Annotated in this window: 11 protein-coding genes; 2 read left to right on the top strand and 9 right to left on the bottom strand. The window is 65.4% G+C overall.

From position 1 onward, the window contains the following. Positions 1 to 40: 40 nt before the first annotated feature. From rpoB to glnK, 7 genes are all read right to left on the bottom strand, one after another. Entirely contained in the window at positions 41 to 4,159 is a 4,119-nt protein-coding gene (gene rpoB / locus SRAH_RS02970) for a DNA-directed RNA polymerase subunit beta (RefSeq protein WP_029461864.1), read from the bottom strand. Between the two features lie 157 nt (positions 4,160 to 4,316). Further along, positions 4,317 to 4,694 carry a 50S ribosomal protein L7/L12 gene (gene rplL / locus SRAH_RS02965; RefSeq protein ID WP_029461863.1) on the bottom strand — a complete coding sequence of 126 codons (378 nt, stop codon included), beginning with the start codon at positions 4,692 to 4,694 and terminating at the stop codon, positions 4,317 to 4,319. 45 nt (positions 4,695 to 4,739) lie between these two features. Beyond that, complete coding sequence (gene rplJ / locus SRAH_RS02960) at positions 4,740 to 5,240, bottom strand: 50S ribosomal protein L10 (RefSeq protein WP_029461862.1); 501 nt, start codon at positions 5,238 to 5,240, stop codon at positions 4,740 to 4,742. Positions 5,241 to 5,525: 285 nt separating this feature from the next. Continuing rightward, positions 5,526 to 6,221 carry a 50S ribosomal protein L1 gene (gene rplA, locus SRAH_RS02955; RefSeq protein ID WP_029461861.1) on the bottom strand — a complete coding sequence of 232 codons (696 nt, stop codon included), beginning with the start codon at positions 6,219 to 6,221 and terminating at the stop codon, positions 5,526 to 5,528. Position 6,222: 1 nt separating this feature from the next. Continuing rightward, on the bottom strand, positions 6,223 to 6,654 hold the full coding sequence (gene rplK, locus SRAH_RS02950; protein WP_029461860.1) for a 50S ribosomal protein L11: 432 nt from the start codon (positions 6,652 to 6,654) through the stop codon (positions 6,223 to 6,225). Positions 6,655 to 6,955: 301 nt separating this feature from the next. Next, positions 6,956 to 8,407 (bottom strand): ammonium transporter, encoded by a 1,452-nt coding sequence (locus SRAH_RS02940; protein WP_029461859.1) that lies wholly within the window; start codon positions 8,405 to 8,407, stop codon positions 6,956 to 6,958. A 36-nt stretch (positions 8,408 to 8,443) separates the two neighbouring features. Continuing rightward, complete coding sequence (gene glnK / locus SRAH_RS02935) at positions 8,444 to 8,782, bottom strand: P-II family nitrogen regulator (protein ID WP_029461858.1); 339 nt, start codon at positions 8,780 to 8,782, stop codon at positions 8,444 to 8,446. Positions 8,783 to 9,082: 300 nt separating this feature from the next. Between glnK and SRAH_RS02930 the strand changes: the two genes are divergently transcribed. Continuing rightward, positions 9,083 to 10,630: a YifB family Mg chelatase-like AAA ATPase gene (locus SRAH_RS02930; protein ID WP_029461857.1), complete on the top strand. Its 1,548-nt coding sequence runs from the start codon at positions 9,083 to 9,085 to the stop codon at positions 10,628 to 10,630. A gap of 62 nt (positions 10,631 to 10,692) precedes the next feature. Continuing rightward, positions 10,693 to 13,233: a GspE/PulE family protein gene (locus SRAH_RS02925; RefSeq protein WP_082210044.1), complete on the top strand. Its 2,541-nt coding sequence runs from the start codon at positions 10,693 to 10,695 to the stop codon at positions 13,231 to 13,233. A 43-nt stretch (positions 13,234 to 13,276) separates the two neighbouring features. Here SRAH_RS02925 and metH read toward each other — a convergent pair whose 3' ends face one another. Next, positions 13,277 to 15,979, bottom strand: a complete 2,703-nt coding sequence (gene metH / locus SRAH_RS02920; RefSeq protein WP_045475997.1) for a methionine synthase — start codon at positions 15,977 to 15,979, stop codon at positions 13,277 to 13,279. 132 nt (positions 15,980 to 16,111) lie between these two features. Further along, on the bottom strand, positions 16,112 to 17,389 hold the full coding sequence (gene tyrS, locus SRAH_RS02915) for a tyrosine--tRNA ligase (protein WP_045475970.1): 1,278 nt from the start codon (positions 17,387 to 17,389) through the stop codon (positions 16,112 to 16,114). Between the last annotated feature and the right edge of the window lie 23 nt (positions 17,390 to 17,412).

Genomic DNA, 17,412 nt, shown 5'->3' with positions numbered 1-17,412 from the left:
CAAACGACCGGGCAACACCCCCTGGCGTGGCTTTGGCCTCTCATCCCCGTTCGAGTTCGATGTCGATGCCGAGCGAGCGGATCTCTTTGACCAGCACGTTGAAGGATTCCGGCATCCCGGCATCAATCGCGTGCTCGCCCTTGACGATCGACTCATAGACCTTGGTGCGGCCCTGCACGTCGTCGGACTTGACGGTGAGCATTTCTTGCAACACGTAGCTGGCGCCGTAGGCTTCGAGCGCCCAGACCTCCATCTCACCGAAGCGCTGGCCGCCGAACTGCGCCTTGCCGCCCAGCGGCTGCTGCGTCACCAGCGAGTAGGGGCCGGTGGAGCGGGCGTGCATCTTGTCGTCAACCAAGTGGTGCAGCTTGAGGTAGTGCATATAGCCCACGGTGGTCACGCGCTCAAAGGCGTCGCCGGTGCGGCCGTCGTAGAGCTGGGCTTGGGTGCGCGTGGGTGTGAGCCCCTTGGCCTTGGCGACGTCGTCGGGGTAGGCCAGCCGCAGCATGTCGAAAATCTCGGCTTCGCTGGCGCCGTCGAACACCGGCGAGGCAAAGGGCACGCCCTTGCTCAGCTCGGCGGCCATGGCGCGGATTTCGTCGTCGCTCAGGTCGGACAGGTTTTCCTGGCGCCCGGTGCGGTTGTAGATCTGCTCCAGGAACTGGCGCACCTCGGTGGCTGCGGCCTGGCGCTGCAGCATGTCGCCGATGCGCTGCCCCAGCCCCTTGGCGGCCCAGCCCAAATGGACTTCGAGCACCTGCCCGATGTTCATGCGCGAAGGCACGCCCAGCGGGTTGAGCACGATGTCGACCGGCGTGCCGTCGGCCAGGTAGGGCATGTCTTCGACCGGGGTGATCTTGGACACCACGCCCTTGTTGCCGTGGCGGCCGGCCATTTTGTCGCCCGGCTGCAGGCGGCGCTTGACGGCCAGATAGACCTTGACCATTTTGAGCACGCCCGCGGGCAGCTCGTCGCCCTGGGTGAGCTTTTTGCGCTTTTCTTCGAAAGCCAAGTCAAAGCTGTGGCGCGTGGCCTCGAGCGCGTTTTTGATCGATTCGAGCTGTGCCGCCACCTGCTCGTCGGCCGGGCGGATGTCGAACCAGTGGTATTTGTCCACGTCGGCCAGGTAGGCCCGCTCGATCGTGCTGCCCTTGCTCAGGCGTTTCGGGCCGCCGTTGGCGGTTTTGCCCAGCAGCAGCTTTTCGATCCGGTCGTAGGCGTCGGCCTCGACGATGCGCAGCTGGTCGTTGAGGTCGAGGCGGAAGCGCTTGAGCTCGTCGTCGATGATCTGCTGCGCCCGCTTGTCGCGCGGGATGCCTTCGCGGGTGAACACCTGCACATCGATCACCGTGCCCTGCGAGCCTTGATCGACGCGCAAGGAGGTGTCTTTCACGTCCGAGGCTTTTTCGCCAAAGATGGCGCGCAACAGCTTTTCTTCGGGCGTGAGCGTGGTTTCGCCCTTGGGCGTGACCTTGCCCACCAGCACGTCGCCCGGCAGCACCTCGGCCCCGACGTAGATGATGCCCGACTCATCGAGCCGGTTGATCTGCTGCTCGGCCAGGTTGGGGATGTCGCGCGTGATGTCTTCGGCACCCAGCTTGGTGTCGCGCGCCATCACCACCAGTTCTTCGATGTGGATGCTGGTGTAGCGGTCATCGGCCACCACGCGCTCGCTGATCAGGATCGAGTCTTCGAAGTTGTAGCCGTTCCAGGGCATGAAGGCGATCAGCATATTCTGCCCGATCGAAATCTCGCCCAAGTCGGTGGAAGCGCCGTCGGCGATCACCGCGCCGGCGTGGATCAAGTCACCCTTTTTGACGATCGGACGCTGGTGGATGTTGGTGTTCTGATTCGAACGCTGGTACTTGATCAGGTTGTAGATGTCCACCCCGACCTCACCGGCCAGCGCCTCGGCGTCGTTGACGCGCACCACAATGCGCGCCGCATCGACGTAATCGACCCGCCCGCCGCGCTTGGCGGTGACCACGGTGCCCGAGTCGATGGCTGCCACGCGCTCGATGCCGGTGCCGACCAGCGGCTTTTCGGGCCGCAGCGTGGGCACCGCCTGGCGCGACATGTTGGCGCCCATGAGCGCGCGGTTGGCGTCGTCGTGCTCAAGGAAGGGCACCAGCGAGGCCGCCACCGAGACGATCTGCGCTGGCGAGACGTCCATGTACTGCACGGTTTCGGGCGGGGTCAGGATGGATTCACCCTTTTCGCGCGCGCTCACCAGCTCGTCGCCCAAGCGGCCTTCGGCATCGAGCGCGGCGTTGGCCTGCGCAATCACGTACTTGCCTTCTTCGATGGCCGAGAGGTAGTCGATCTGCTTCGTCACCTTGCAGTCGACCACGCGCCGGTACGGGGTTTCGATGAAGCCGTACTCGTTCAGACGCGCATACAGCGCCAGCGAGTTGATCAGGCCGATGTTGGGGCCTTCCGGGGTTTCGATCGGGCACACGCGGCCGTAGTGCGTCACGTGCACGTCGCGCACCTCAAAGCCAGCGCGCTCGCGCGTCAGGCCGCCTGGGCCCAGTGCCGAGACGCGGCGCTTGTGCGTGATTTCGGCCAGCGGGTTGGTCTGGTCCATGAACTGCGACAACTGCGAGGCGCCAAAAAACTCTTTCAGCGCGGCCGAAATCGGCTTGGAGTTGATCAGGTCGTGCGGCATCAGCGGCTCTTGCTCGGCCTGGCCGAGGCGCTCTTTCACCGCTTTTTCGATCCGCGCCAGCCCGGTGCGGTACTGGTTTTCGGCCAGTTCGCCCACGCAGCGCACGCGCCGGTTGCCCAAGTGGTCGATGTCATCGACTTCGCCCTTGCCGTTGCGCAAGTCGACCAGGATTTTGACCACGTCCAGGATGTCTTCGTTCGACAGCACCATGGCGCCGGTGCTGCCGCCGCGCCCGACGCGGGCGTTGAACTTCATGCGCCCCACGCGCGAGAGGTCGTAGGTGTCGGGGTTGTAGAACAGGCGGTGAAACAGGGCCTGCACCGCGTCTTCGGTGGGCGGCTCGCCGGGGCGCATCATGCGGTAGATGGCCACGCGGGCTGAAAACTCGTCGGCGGTTTCGTCGCTGCGCAGGGTCTGGCTGATGTAGGCGCCCTGGTCGAGCTCGTTGGTGAAAATGCAAGCCAGCTCGGTGATGCCGGCGCTGCGCAGTTTTTTGAGCAGCGTTTCGGTGAGCTCATCGTTGGCGCGCGCCAGCAGCTCGCCGCTGTCGGGGTCGATCACGTTGCGCGCCACCACACGCCCGAGCAGAAAGTCTTCGGGCACGCTGATGTGGCTGACCTTGGCCTGTTCCAGCTCGCGCGTGTGGCGGGCGGTGATGCGCTTGTCTTTGGCCACCACCACCTTGCCGCTCGGGTCGGTGAGGTCAAAACGCGCCACCTCGCCGCGCAGGCGCTCGGTCACCAGCGCCATCTGGGCGCCGCTTTCCATCAGGCGGAAGTGGTCGTTGACAAAGAAGTTGGCCAGAATCTGCTCGGGGTTGAGGCCGATGGCCTTGAGCAAAATGGTGACCGGCATCTTGCGCCGGCGGTCGACGCGGAAGAACAGCAAATCTTTGGGGTCGAACTCGAAATCGAGCCACGAACCGCGGTAGGGGATGATGCGGGCCGAGAACAGCAGCTTGCCCGAGCTGTGCGTCTTGCCCTTGTCGTGCTCAAAAAATACGCCCGGCGAGCGGTGCAACTGCGACACGATCACGCGCTCGGTGCCGTTGACGATGAAGGAGCCTTTGTCGGTCATGAGCGGCACTTCGCCCATGTAAACCTCTTGCTCTTTCACCTCTTTGACCACCTTGGATTGGCTGGTGGACGACTCGCGGTCGTAGATGATGAGCTGCACCCGCGCCCGCACCGCCGACGCAAAGGTCAGGCCGCGCGTTTGGCACTCGCGCACATCGAACACCGGCTTGGCTAGGTTGTACTCGACGAATTTCATCTCCACGTAGCCGTTGTGCGACACGATCGGGAAGGCCGACTCGAAAGCGGCCTGCAAGCCCTCGGAGGCGCGCTTGCGCGGATGGCGGTCTACCTGCAAAAATGCCGTGTAGGCATCCTTCTGCATTTGCAACAGATAGGGGATTTCCAGCACGTTTTCGCGGCTGCCGAAGCTTTTGCGGATGCGCTTGCGTTCGGTGAATGAGTACGTTTGAGCCATGAGATCTCCGGGCTTGAGAAGACACAGGCAAAACCGCTGGACAACGGTCTTGGCTGTGCACTCTTTGCGCCAGATGCCACTGGAAAAACCAGCCACATCGAGCGCAAAAAGGCTGGAAAGCCCGCAGCGGGCACTCCAGCCTTTGGGGGGCGGCAGCTTACTTGAGCTCGGCCTTGGCGCCCGCTTCTTCGAGCTTTTTCTTGGCGGCTTCGGCATCGGCCTTGGGCATGGCTTCTTTCACCGTTTTGGGTGCGCCGTCGACCAGGTCTTTGGCTTCTTTCAGGCCCAAGCCGGTGATTTCGCGCACCGCCTTGATGACCGACACCTTGTTGGCGCCGGTTTCTTTGAGCACCACGTCGAAATCGGTTTTCTCTTCCACCACGGCCGCAGCGGCGGCACCACCACCGGCCGCAGGGGCCGACATGGCAGCGGCGCTCACGCCGAATTTCTCTTCGATGGCTTTCACCAGCTCGTTGAGTTCCATGACCGTCATGCTGTCGAGCGCGGTCAGAAATGCGTCTTTATCGAATGCCATTTTCAAATTTCCTAACAAACGGTTGGGGTGCGGGCTGGGGGGCGCTTAGGCCGCCACTGCCTCGCCCTTTTTCTCGGCCACGGCGGCCAGCACACGCGCGGTGCGCGAGATCGGGGATTGCATCAAGCCCAGCAACTGCGCCAGCAACACCTCTTTGGGAGGAATGTTAGCCAGTTGCTTGACGCCGTTGACGTCTAGGGCTTTGCCCGCAAACACGCCGCCACGGATGACCAACTTGTCGTTGGTCTTGGCGAAATCGGCCACCACTTTGGCAGCGGCCACGGCGTCTTGGGAAAAGCCATAGATCAGCGGCCCGGTCATCTGGTCGGCGCCTGCCTCAAAGCCGGTGCCAGCCACTGCGCGGCGTGCCAGGGTGTTCTTGAGAACCCCCAGAAACACGCCCTCGCTGCGGGCTTTGACACGCAACTGGGTCAGGTCGGCCACCTTGATGCCACGGTACTCCGCCATCACGAGCGTTTGAGCTTTTGCTGCGAGCGCCGCCACCTCATCGATGACGGCCTGCTTCTCACTGCGGTTCAGACTCAAGGTCAACTCCTAAAAATGCACGGTTGCGGGCTTTACACCCTTGGCCATGCGCCTCATTGCAGCGACCAACCGTTGCGGGAAAAAAATTTCCGTTCGCGGCGGGATCGCCATCTGCGCTGGCTTCATGCAGAAATTAAGCGCCATCGGGCTTGAGCCCGGTTGCGCACCAGCGGTCCTGGATGGCTCTGGATGGGCATTGCACCCCGCCAGACCCACCACCCTCGGCCACCGCCACCCCATGGGGGCAGGCAGCAGCCGGGAATTTGTTGCCGATCAGAGCCTGCATCAGGCGGTGATCGACGGCACCTCGACCCGCACCCCCACGCCCATGGTGGACGACACCGCCACCTTGCGCAGGTACTGGCCCTTGGACGCAGCCGGCTTGGCCTTGTTCAGGGCTTCGAGCAGCGCCTGCAGGTTGCCCAGCAACCGGGCGTCGTCGAAAGAGCGGCGACCAATGGTGCCGTGGACGATGCCGGCCTTGTCGACGCGGAACTGCACCTGACCGGCCTTGGCGTTTTTCACCGCGGTGGCCACGTCGGGCGTGACGGTGCCCACTTTGGGGTTGGGCATGAGGCCGCGCGGGCCCAGGATCTGGCCCAACTGACCCACCACGCGCATGGCGTCGGGCGAGGCGATCACCACATCGAAGTCCAGCTTGCCGGCCTTCACGTCGGCAGCCAGGTCGTCAAAGCCCACCACGTCGGCCCCGGCGGCGCGCGCCTCGTCGGCCTTGGCGCCTTGGGCGAACACCGCCACGCGCTTGGTCTTGCCGGTGCCATGCGGCAGCACCACGGCGCCGCGCACCACTTGGTCGGATTTCTTGGCGTCCACACCCAGCTGCACCGCCACGTCGATGGATTCATCGAACTTGGCCGTGGCGTGCTGCTTGACCATGGTCAGGGCAGCCGCAACCGGGTAGAGCTTGGTCGAATCGACCACGCCTTGCAGGGCTTTTTGTTTTTTGCTCAAGCGGGTCATGTTACACACCCTCCACAATCACGCCCATCGAGCGCGCCGAGCCCGCGATGGTCTTGATGGCGGCATCGATGCTGGCCGCGTTCATGTCTTTGATCTTGGTTTTGGCGATCTCTTCGAGCTGCGCCCGGGTGATCTTGCCCACTTTTTGCTTGTTCGGCACCGGCGAGCCTTTGTCGAGCTTGATCGATTTTTTGATCAGCGTCGTGGCCGGCGGCGTTTTGATGATGAAGGTAAAGCTCTTGTCGGCAAACGCGGTGATGACCACCGGCAGCGGCAAGCCTGGCTCCATGCCCTGGGTTTGGGCGTTGAAGGCCTTGCAGAACTCCATAATATTGAGCCCGCGCTGACCCAGCGCCGGACCAATTGGAGGGGAGGGGTTGGCCTTACAAGCTGGCACCTGCAGCTTGATGAAGCCGACGATTTTTTTCGCCATATCAATTACTCCTTCGAGTTCAAGCGGCCAAGCAACCCAAACAGGGCACCCAGCCTCCTCGCAACCTAGCCCAACTCATAAGCAGCGCGCCACATAGGCTGACACCGGCTTTGCTGGCAACGGGCCGTAAGCGCCAGCAGCCAAAGCAGCACCGCCCGCAAGCAGCTGTTTTTGGCAAAGAGCGAAATCATACCACACCGCCGCCGTTCAAGTCAATAACCATGGCTGCATCAAGCTTTGTGCCATAAAAAAACCCGCCACGCACTCGGCGCGGCGGGCTCAAACCCCAGACGTCAACAGATCAGCGGTTGTAGGCGCTCTCGCCGTGCGAGCTGATGTCCAGCCCCTCGCGCTCTTCTTCCTCGCTCACGCGCAGGCCCACCAGCATGTCGGCCACCTTGAAGGCGATGAATGCCACCACGCCCGACCAGACCACCACCACCAGCATGGCTTTGGCTTGCACGAACAGTTGGCTGGCGATGGAGAAATCGTCTCCGCTCATGCCACCCAGCATGGGAGCGGCAAACACGGCCGTCAGCAGACCGCCCGCAATGCCGCCCACGCCGTGCAGGCCGAACACGTCGAGCGTGTCGTCGGCACCGAGCAGCTTCTTGAGGCCGTTCACACCCCACAGACACAGGAAGCCGCCGGCCAGGCCGATCACGATGGCGCCCATGGGCCCCACATAGCCGCAGGCTGGGGTGATGGCCACCAAGCCAGCCACGGCACCCGAGGCGGCACCCAGCATCGAAGCCTTGCCCTTGATCAGCGCCTCACCCACGCACCAAGCCAGCACGGCAGCAGCGGTAGCGATGAGGGTGTTGAGGAAGGCCAGTGCGGCGTTGCTGTTGGCTTCCAGCGCCGAACCGGCGTTGAAACCAAACCAGCCCACCCACAGCAGCGCCGCCCCGACCATGGTCAAAGCCAGGCTGTGCGGGGCCATGGCTTCTTTGCCGTAGCCGATGCGCTTGCCGATCACGTAAGCGCCCACCAAAGCCGCCACGGCTGCGCTAAGGTGCACCACGGTGCCGCCGGCAAAGTCCATTTTGCCCAGCCCGATCAGGTAGCCGCCGGAGCCCCACACCATGTGCGCGACCGGGATGTAGCTAAAGGTGAACCAGAGCGTGGTGAAGATCAGCACCGCGCTGAACTTGATGCGCTCGGCAAAGGCGCCCACGATGATGGCGCAGGTGATGCCGGCAAAGGTGGCTTGGAACGCCACAAAGATCAGCTCTGGGATCACCACGCCTTCGGTGAAGGTGGCCGCAACCGAGTCCATGGTGATGCCGGCCAGGAAGGCTTTATCGAGGTTGGCGATGATCAGCCCCTCGCCCCCAAAAGCCAGGCTGTAGCCATACACCGCCCACAGCACCATGACGAGCGAAAACACCACGGTGACTTGCATCAGCACCGAGAGCATGTTTTTGCTGCGCACCAGGCCGCCATAAAACAGCGCCAGACCGGGGATGACCATCATCACCACCAGCAGCGTGGCCACCAGCATCCAGGCCACGTCGCCTTTGTTGGGGGTGGGTTCGGCGGCGGCCTCGGTGGCCGGTGCGGCAGCGGGTTCGGCGGCTGCGGCCATGGCGGCGGCTTCAACCACCGGGGCGAGCGCGGCGGGCGCTTCGGTGGCCATCATCGGCGCAACGGCCGGTGCAGCGGGGGCGGCGTCGGTGGCCTGGGCCATGGCCGCCGCGCCCCCCAGCAGGAGCCCCAGCCCCACACACAAACTGAGCAGATACTTTTTCATGATTGGTACTCGGAGGTTGAAAAAGGGTTGAAAGGATCAGAGCGCTTGGGCGCCGGTCTCGCCGGTGCGGATGCGCACCACCTGCTCCAGTGGGAACACAAAAATCTTGCCGTCGCCGATCTTGCCGGTGCGGGCAGCGCTCTCGATGACCTCGATCACGCGCTCGACCAGCTCGTCGGCCACAGCCGCATCGACCTTGACCTTGGGCAGGAAATCGACCACGTACTCGGCCCCACGGTAGAGCTCGGTGTGGCCTTTTTGGCGCCCAAAGCCCTTGACTTCGGTGACGGTGATGCCCTGCACACCCAGACTTGAGAGCGCTTCGCGCACCTCGTCGAGCTTGAAGGGTTTGATGATCGCAGTGACCAGTTTCATATTCAACCTTTCTGCCTGATTCGATAAAGGGGCTGGGCAGGCTTGCAGCCAGACCAGCGGCGGGTGTTGCAGCCCAAACCTTGGGAGCTTGGGCCGTCTGCACAGCAACGTTTAAGCACATAGCGTGCCAACCCATCCAAGCGCTGCACAGCCTGCCCTACAAGGTGGCTGCACTGGGCAGCCGCTACACTGGGGCCGCAGGGCTGGGCGGGCAGCGCACCAAATCGGTGCAATCGGGCCAACAAGACCAGCGACCAGGCACCGGCGCCTTGCCGTGGCCTGCAACCAAAGGGAGTGAACGTGGGTTTGTGCGTGGTTCAAAGCCGCACGCTGGTGGGGCTAGACGCCTTGCCGGTGAGCGTGGAAGTGCATCTGGCCAACGGCCTGCCCAGCCTGACGCTGGTGGGGCTGGCCGATACCGAGGTGAAGGAGGCGCGCGAGCGGGTGCGCTCGGCCATTTTGAACGCCGGGCTCGATTGGCCGCACAACCAGCGCATCACAGTCAACCTGGCGCCGGCCGATCTGCCCAAAGAGTCGGGGCGCTTCGATTTGCCGATTGCGCTCGGCATTCTGGCCGCCAGCGGCCAGATCGACGGCGCCGCGCTGGCCGGCTACGAATTTGCCGGCGAGCTCTCGCTCAGCGGCGCCTTGCGCCCGATCCGGGGTGCGCTGTGCATGGGCTTGGCTTTTTTGCGCAGCCATGGCGCGGGGCAGTCGCCATGCACCGCTTTGGTGCTGCCTCCGGGCAGCGCCGAAGAAGCCGCCTTGGTGCGCCAAGCGCGCGTGTACCGGGCGCACCATTTGCTCGATGTGGTGCAGCGCTTTGCGCCCGCCGGTGCGGCGCTGCCCGAGCCCCCGCACGCCGATGGCTGGGCCTTGTTGCAGGGCACGGCGGCGGTGCAGCCCCTCGACCTGCCCGATTTGGCCGATGTAAAGGGCCAAGCCGGGGCGCGGCGGGCGCTCGAGATCGCCGCAGCGGGCGCGCACAGCCTGCTCATGAGCGGCCCGCCGGGCTCGGGCAAGTCGATGCTGGCGCAGCGCCTGCCCGGCATCTTGCCGGCTCTGGACGACCAGCAGGCGCTGGAAGCGGCGGCGGTGGCTTCGCTGGCCGGGCGCTTTCGGCCCGAGCACTGGGGCCAACGGCCCTTTAGCGCGCCGCACCACAGCGCCAGCGCCACCGCGCTGGTGGGTGGCGGCAACCCGCCCCGGCCGGGCGAGATTTCGCTGGCGCACCAAGGGGTGCTGTTCTTGGACGAACTGCCCGAGTTCCCACGCGCCGCCCTCGAGGCCTTGCGCGAGCCGCTCGAGAGCGGGCAGATTCGCATCTCACGCGCGGCGCGCCAGACCGATTTTCCGGCCCGCTTCCAACTGGTGGCGGCCATGAACCCCTGCCCCTGCGGCTACCTGGGGGCCAGCCACCGCAACTGCCGCTGCACCCCCGACCAGGTGCTGCGCTACCAAGGCAAGCTCAGCGGCCCCTTGCTGGACCGCATCGACCTGCACGTCGAGGTGCCGCTGCTGCCGCCGCAGCAGTTGCTTGAACACGCCGCTGCCGAATCGAGCGCGGCGGTGCGCGGGCGCGTGGTGCAGGCGCGCCAGCGGGCGCTGCAGCGCCAAGGCCACGCCAACCAAGCCCTGCACGGCCCCGACTTGCAACGCCATGCGGCACTGGAGCCCGCAGCCGCCCAACTGCTGCAACAAGCGGCCAGTCGGCTCGGCTGGTCGGGCCGCGCCACCCACCGTGCGCTGCGGGTGGCGCGCACCATCGCCGACTTGGCCGCCAGCGACAGCATCCTAAGCGCGCATCTGGCCGAAGCGGTGCAATACCGCCAGCCGGGGCAGATTTGAAGTTGCCGCATAATTGCTGCGCGCAAGATGATAAACCCGACAAAACACCCAGAAACCTGACCATGGATCCCCTAGCCGCTGCATCAGCCGATCCCCTTGTGGTGGCGCGGGACGGCCTGTTGCCGCTGCGTTGGCCCACCCCACCCTACGCCAGCTACGGCAGCGATGAAAACGGCAGCCATGCACCGGATGCCCCGGGCCTAGACTGCCAAGTCGAGGGCAGCAACGGACAGGTGCGCCCTTGCCGGCTGATGGGACTGGACCTACCGTCCGGCGTGGCCCATATCCAATTACCGCCCTCGCGCGCCATCATGCCGCTGCGCTTCGGCATGTTTCGCCGCATCACCCTGACGCAGCCGCTGGCGCCCCTGCCGCAACGCCTCGGTGGCGCCCCTGCAGAGGCCCATAGCCACGCGGCCGCCAGCGCCGACGACTTGCTCGATTTCCGTCCGCGCCTGCCCTATGCCTTGGAACTGAGCGACGGCACGGCGCTCACCGGCACAACGATTGGACACCTCGAGTCGGCCGCCGGCGTGTTCCTTTTTATACCGCTCGACGAACACGACCGGGTGCAACGGGTGTTCCTGCCCGCGCACATGGTGCGCCAGATACGGGTCGGGGAGAGCATTGGCCAGGTATTGGTCGAACAACACGCCGTCACCACCGAGCAGGTCGAACAGGCTGCACGCGAGCAAGAACAGTTGCGCAACCGCAAATTGGGCGACTATCTGGTGCTCAAGGAAGTGGTCAAGCCCGAGCAGTTGCTGCAGGCGCTGGAAGAGCAGGCGCGCATGCCCATGGTGCGCATCGGCGAAGCGCTGACCGCGCTTGGGCTCATCACCCCCGAGCAACTGCAAGACGCGCTGGAGCGCCAGAAAAACGAACGCAGCGTGCCGCTGGGCGAGCTGCTGGTGCAAAGCGGGCTGTTGTCGCGCGACGATTTGCGCCTTGCGCTGGCCCGCAAAATGGGCTACCCGGTGGTCGATCTGGCCCGCTTCCCCATCGATCCCGAGGCGCTGCGCCGGGTGCCAATCGCGCTGGCGCGCAAACACCGCGTGTTGCCTTTGTTGTGGCACAGCGGCACCGTGGTCGTGGCCACCGATGACCCGTCGCGGCGCGGCATGCTCGAAGAACTCGATTTCCTGTTGCAAGCCAAGGTGCTGGCGACGCTGGCAAGCACCCCGCTGGGGGTGCAGGGCATCAACGAGGCCTACGCCCGTTTTGGCCTCGATGACGCCCAAGCGGCGGTGGCGGCCGGCGGTGACTTTGCCGCCACCAGCTCCGACAAACTGCTCGAATCGCTGGAGCAAGAGGCGCGCGATGACGCCGACCCCAGCAGCGCCGCGATCGAACAGTCTGACAACTCGCTGGTCAAACTCATCAACAGCATCATCATCGAAGCCCATGGCCAAGGGGCTTCCGACATCCACATCGAGACCTTTGCCAGCAAGCGCAAGGTGCGCATCCGGCTGCGCAAAGACGGGCGCCTGAGCCCCCTGATGGAGCTGCCATCGGGCTACCGCAACGCCATCATCGGGCGCATCAAGGTGATGTGCGACCTCGACATCTCAGAGCGCCGCAAGCCGCAAGACGGCAAGATCGACTTTGCCAAGTTCTCGCCCGCGCACAAGCTGGAATTGCGCGTGGCCACCATCCCCACCACCGGCGGCGCCGAAGACGTGGTGCTGCGCCTGCTCTCCTCGGCCAAGCCGCTGCCGCTGGAACAGCTCGGCCTCACACCCGCCAACCTGCGCCAATTGCAGGCCGCTGTGGCGCGCCCGCACGGCATGGTGCTGTGCGTGGGCCCCACGGGTTCGGGCAAGACCACCACGCTGCACTCGCTGCTGCAGCACATCAACACGCCGGACCGCAAGATCTGGACCGCCGAAGACCCGGTCGAGATCAGCAACCCCGACCTGCGCCAGGTGCAGGTCAACCCCAAGATCGACTGGACCTTTGCCAAGGCGCTGCGCGCCTTTCTGCGTGCCGACCCCGACATCATCATGGTGGGCGAGATCCGCGACGGCGAAACGGCCCAGATGGCGATCGAGGCCTCGCTCACCGGGCATTTGGTGTTTTCCACGCTGCACACCAACAGCGCCCCCGAGACCGTGGTGCGCCTGCTCGATATGGGGATGGACCCGTTCAACTTTGCCGATGCACTGGCGGCGGTGTTGGCGCAGCGGCTGGTGCGGCGCTGGTGCAAGGGCTGTGTGCGCAGCGAACCGGCCGACGAAGCCTGGATCAACGAGCTGCTAGAGGACTACCTGCACGTGCTGCCCGAGGCCCTGCGCCCTGGCAAGGCCGAGTTGCGCGCGCAGTGGCTGCAAGACTATGGCCAAGATGGACAGCTGCTCAGGCGCCACGCCAGCGGCTGCCCAGCCTGCGACCAGACCGGCTACAAGGGCCGCGTGGGGGTGCACGAGCTGCTGCTCATCGATGCCCCCTTGCGCCGCCTGATTCAGCGCAAAGCGCCCTCAGAGGCGCTGCAGGAGGCGGCGCAGATCGGCGGCGGGCTGCGCACCCTGCGCCAAGACGGCATTTTGAAGGTGCTGCAAGGCCTGAGCAGCATCGACGAGGTGCGCGCCCACTGCGCGCTTTGAGGCGGTGGCAGGGCCTCGCTGGCCCCGCCCCATTGGCGTCGCCTCAAAGATTGGGCGCCAGCCAGCGCGCCAACTCGGCTTCGCTCATGCCGCGGCGGCGCGCCTGCTCGGCCAGTTGGTCGCGCCCGATGGGCCCGACGTTGAAATACTGGCTCTGCGGGTGCGCCAGGTACAAGCCGCACACGCTGGCGGCGGGCGTCATGGCCAGGCTCTCGGTCAGGCCCAGGCCAATTTCCTCGCTGCCCAGCAGCGCCAGCAGCTCGCGCTTGACGGTGTGGTCGGGGCAGGCCGGGTAGCCCGGGGCCGGGCGTATGCCCCGGTACTGCTCGGCGATGAGTTGCTGCAGGCTTAAATCTTCTTGCGCGGCGTAGCCCCAGAGCTCGGTGCGCACGCGCCGGTGCAGGTATTCGGCGGCGGCTTCGGCCAGCCGGTCCGCCAGCGCCTTGAGCACGATGGCCTGGTAGTCGTCGTGCGCGGCCTCGAAGGCGGCGGCGCGCGCCTCGGCCCCGATGCCCGCCGTGACGGCAAAGGCGCCCACGTAGTCGGCCACCCCGCTGCCCTGCGGGGCCACGAAATCGGCCAGGCAGCGGTTCGGGCGCGGCACCCCGTCGATCACCGGTTTTTCGCTCTGCTGGCGCAAGCCGTACCAAACCAGCGCCGGGGTCTGGCGCGCTTCGTCGGGGTAGAGCGCGATGTCGTCGTCGCCCAGCGCCTGCGCCGGGTACAGGCCCAGCACCGCGTTGGCCGTGAGCCAGCGGCCTTCAACGATTTTTTTCAGCATGGCCTGCGCATCGGCATAGACCTTGCGCGCTTGCTCGCCCACCAGCTCGTCGTCGAGGATGGCGGGGTAGGGGCCGGCCAAATCCCAAGTCTGGAAGTACGGACCCCAGTCGATGTAGCGCGCCAGCTCGGCCAAGTCCAGGTTTTTGAACACGCGCCGGCCGATGAACTTGGGCCGCGCCGGGGCGTAGGCGGCCCAGTCGAGCGCGGCCTTGTTGGCACGCGCTTGCGCCAGCGACACCAGCGGGGTTTTCTTTTTGTTGGCGTGCTGCTGGCGCACGCGCTCGTAGTCGCTGCCAAGCTCGGCCACGAAGGCGCTGCGCCCCTGGCCCAGCAGGTTTTGCGCCACGCCCACGCTGCGCGAGGCATCGGGCACATAGACCACCGGGCCGCTGTAGTGCGGGGCAATTTTCACCGCCGTGTGGACTCGGCTGGTGGTGGCGCCGCCGATCATCAGCGCCACGCCGTGTTGCTCGAAATAGGCGTCCTTTTGCATCTCGGCCGCCACGTACTGCATTTCTTCCAGGCTGGGCGTAATCAGGCCCGACAGGCCCACAATCTCGGCCCCCACCTCTTTAGCCTTGGCCAGAATCTGGTGGCAGGGCACCATCACGCCCATGTTCACCACCTCGAAGTTGTTGCATTGCAGCACCACGGTGACGATGTTTTTGCCGATGTCGTGCACATCGCCCTTGACGGTGGCGATCACGATCTTGCCCTGGGCGCGCGGCTCGGCACCGCCTAGCGCCAAGGCCTGGCGTTTTTCTTCTTCAATCGCCGGCATCAGGTGCGCCACCGCCTGCTTCATCACGCGCGCGCTCTTGACCACCTGCGGCAGGAACATCTTGCCGGCGCCGAACAGGTCGCCGACCACGTTCATGCCGTCCATCAGCGGGCCTTCGATCAGGTGCAGCGGCCGCAAGCCCTCGGCGCGCATCTGCTGCCACAGGGCTTCGGTGTCGGCCTCGATGTGCTCGTTGAGGCCATGCACCAGCGCGTGCGTGAGGCGCTCGCGCAGCGGCAGGGAGCGCCAGGCGTTTTTGGCGCTGTCGTCGCGCGCCGCGCCGCGCACGCTGTCAGCGATGTCGAGCAGGCGCTCGGTGGCGTCAGGGCGGCGGTTGAGCACCACGTCTTCGACGCGCTGGCGCAGATCCGGGGCCAGCTCGTCATAGACGCCGACCATGCCGGCGTTGACGATGCCCATGTCCAGCCCGGCGCGAATGGCGTGGTACAAAAACACGGTGTGGATGGCCTCGCGCACCGGGTCGTTGCCGCGAAAGCTAAAGCTCACATTGCTCACCCCGCCGCTGACCTTGGCCCCCGGCAGGTGCGCCTTGATCCAGCGCGTGGCCTCGATGAAATCGACCGCGTAGTTGTCGTGCTCGGCAATGCCGGTGGCCACGGCGAAGATGTTGGGGTCGAACACGATGTCTTCGGGCGGAAAACCCACCTCATCGACTAGGATGCGGTAGGCGCGCGCACAAATTTCGGTCTTGCGCGCCATGGTGTCGGCCTGGCCCTGCTCGTCAAAGGCCATCACCACGGCGGCGGCACCGTAGCGGCGCACCAGCCGCGCCTGGCGCTTGAATTCGGCCTCGCCCTCTTTGAGGCTGATCGAGTTCACGATGCCCTTGCCCTGCACGCACTTGAGCCCGGCCTCGATCACCTCCCACTTGGAGGAGTCGATCATCACCGGCACCCGGGCGATGTCGGGCTCGCCGGCCATGAGGTTCAAAAAACGCACCATGGCGGCCCGGCTGTCGAGCATGGCTTCGTCCATGTTGACGTCGATGATCTGGGCCCCGTTTTCCACCTGCTGGCGCGCCACCGCCAGCGCCTGCTCGAAGCGCCCCTCCAGAATCAGGCGCGCAAAGGCTTTGGAGCCGGTGACGTTGGTGCGCTCGCCGATGTTGACGAACAGCGAATGCTCGTCGATGCGCAGCAGCTCCAGCCCCGACAGCAGCATGGGGCCGGGTGGTGGCCGCAGGGAGTCGGCGTTGGGGGCGCCGGTGCGGCTGGGCGCTTGGGCGGCAGATAGTGGGTTGTCGTACACGGGAGGGGGGACCAATCAGGAGCAGGAAGGAATTGCCAGCAGGGATCAAGAAAGCGTGACGCGGGCGAACTTGCGTTTGCCCACTTGCAGCACATAAGTGCCCGCAGCCAGGCGCAGGCCCTTGTCGCTGACCACGGCACCATCGACGCGCACCCCGGCGCCGTCGATCAGGCGGTTCGCTTCGCTGCTCGACGGGGCCAGCCCGGCGGACTTGAGCAGCACCGCAAGGCCCAGCGGCGCGCCGGCCAGCGCCAGCTCGGGGATTTGATCGGGCACGCCACCTTGGCTGCGGTTAATGAAGTCCTGCTGCGCCGCCGCCGCCGCCGCCGCGCTGTGAAAGCGCGTGGTCAGTTCCAGCGCCAGTTGCACCTTGGCGTCTTTGGGGTTGCGCCCGGCAGCGACTTCGGCGCGCAGCGCCGCGATCTGCGCCTCGGACTGGAACGACAGCAGGGTAAACCAGCGCCACATCAGCTCGTCGGAAATGCTCAGCACCTTGGCGTACATGCTGTTGGCCGCTTCGCCGATGCCGATGTAGTTGCCCTTGGATTTGCTCATCTTCTCCACCCCGTCCAGCCCTTCGAGCAAGGGCATGGTGAGGATGCACTGCGGCTCCTGGCCGTACTCGGCCTGCAAGTGGCGGCCCATGAGCAGGTTGAACTTTTGGTCGGTGCCGCCCAGCTCCAGGTCGGCTTTGAGCGCCACCGAGTCGTAGCCCTGCATCAGCGGGTACAAAAACTCGTGCACGCTGATCGGGCTGCCCGCCGTGTAGCGCTGGTGAAAGTCGTTGCGCTCCATCATGCGCGCCACGGTGTATTTGGCCGCCAGCTCGATCATGCCCATCGAGCCCAGCGCCAGGCTCCACTCGCTGTTGTAGCGGATTTCGGTTTTGGCCGGGTCCAGCACCAGGCTGGCCTGTTGGTAGTAGGTCTGGGCGTTGGCCTGGATCTGCTCGGGTGTCAGCGGCGGCCGGGTGCTGTTGCGTCCGGAGGGGTCGCCAATTAGGCTGGTGAAATCGCCGATCAGAAAGATCACCGTGTGCCCCAAATCCTGCAACTGGCGCAGCTTGTTGAGCACCACGGTGTGGCCGAAGTGGATGTCGGGCGCAGTCGGGTCCAGCCCGAGCTTGATGCGCAGCGGCTGGCCGCTGGCCTGGCTGCGCTGCAATTTTTGCACCCAGTCGGCCTCGGGGATGAGCTCCTCGCAGCCGCGCCGCGTCACGGCCAGGGCGTGCTGCACGGCTTCGCACAGGGGCGCTGCGCTGGGTGCAGCTGGGGTGGCGCCGGTGCGCGTGGCGGCAGCGGTGGGGGGGGTGGCTTGGATCATTCGGGTTTCTACAGATGGCCGGA

It is taken from the genome of Serpentinimonas barnesii, from assembly GCF_000696225.1.
Taxonomy (GTDB): Bacteria; Pseudomonadota; Gammaproteobacteria; order Burkholderiales; family Burkholderiaceae_C; genus Serpentinimonas; species Serpentinimonas barnesii.
The sequence above is the reverse complement of the archived record's forward strand: the minus strand, read 5'-3'. Positions and strand labels throughout refer to the sequence as shown.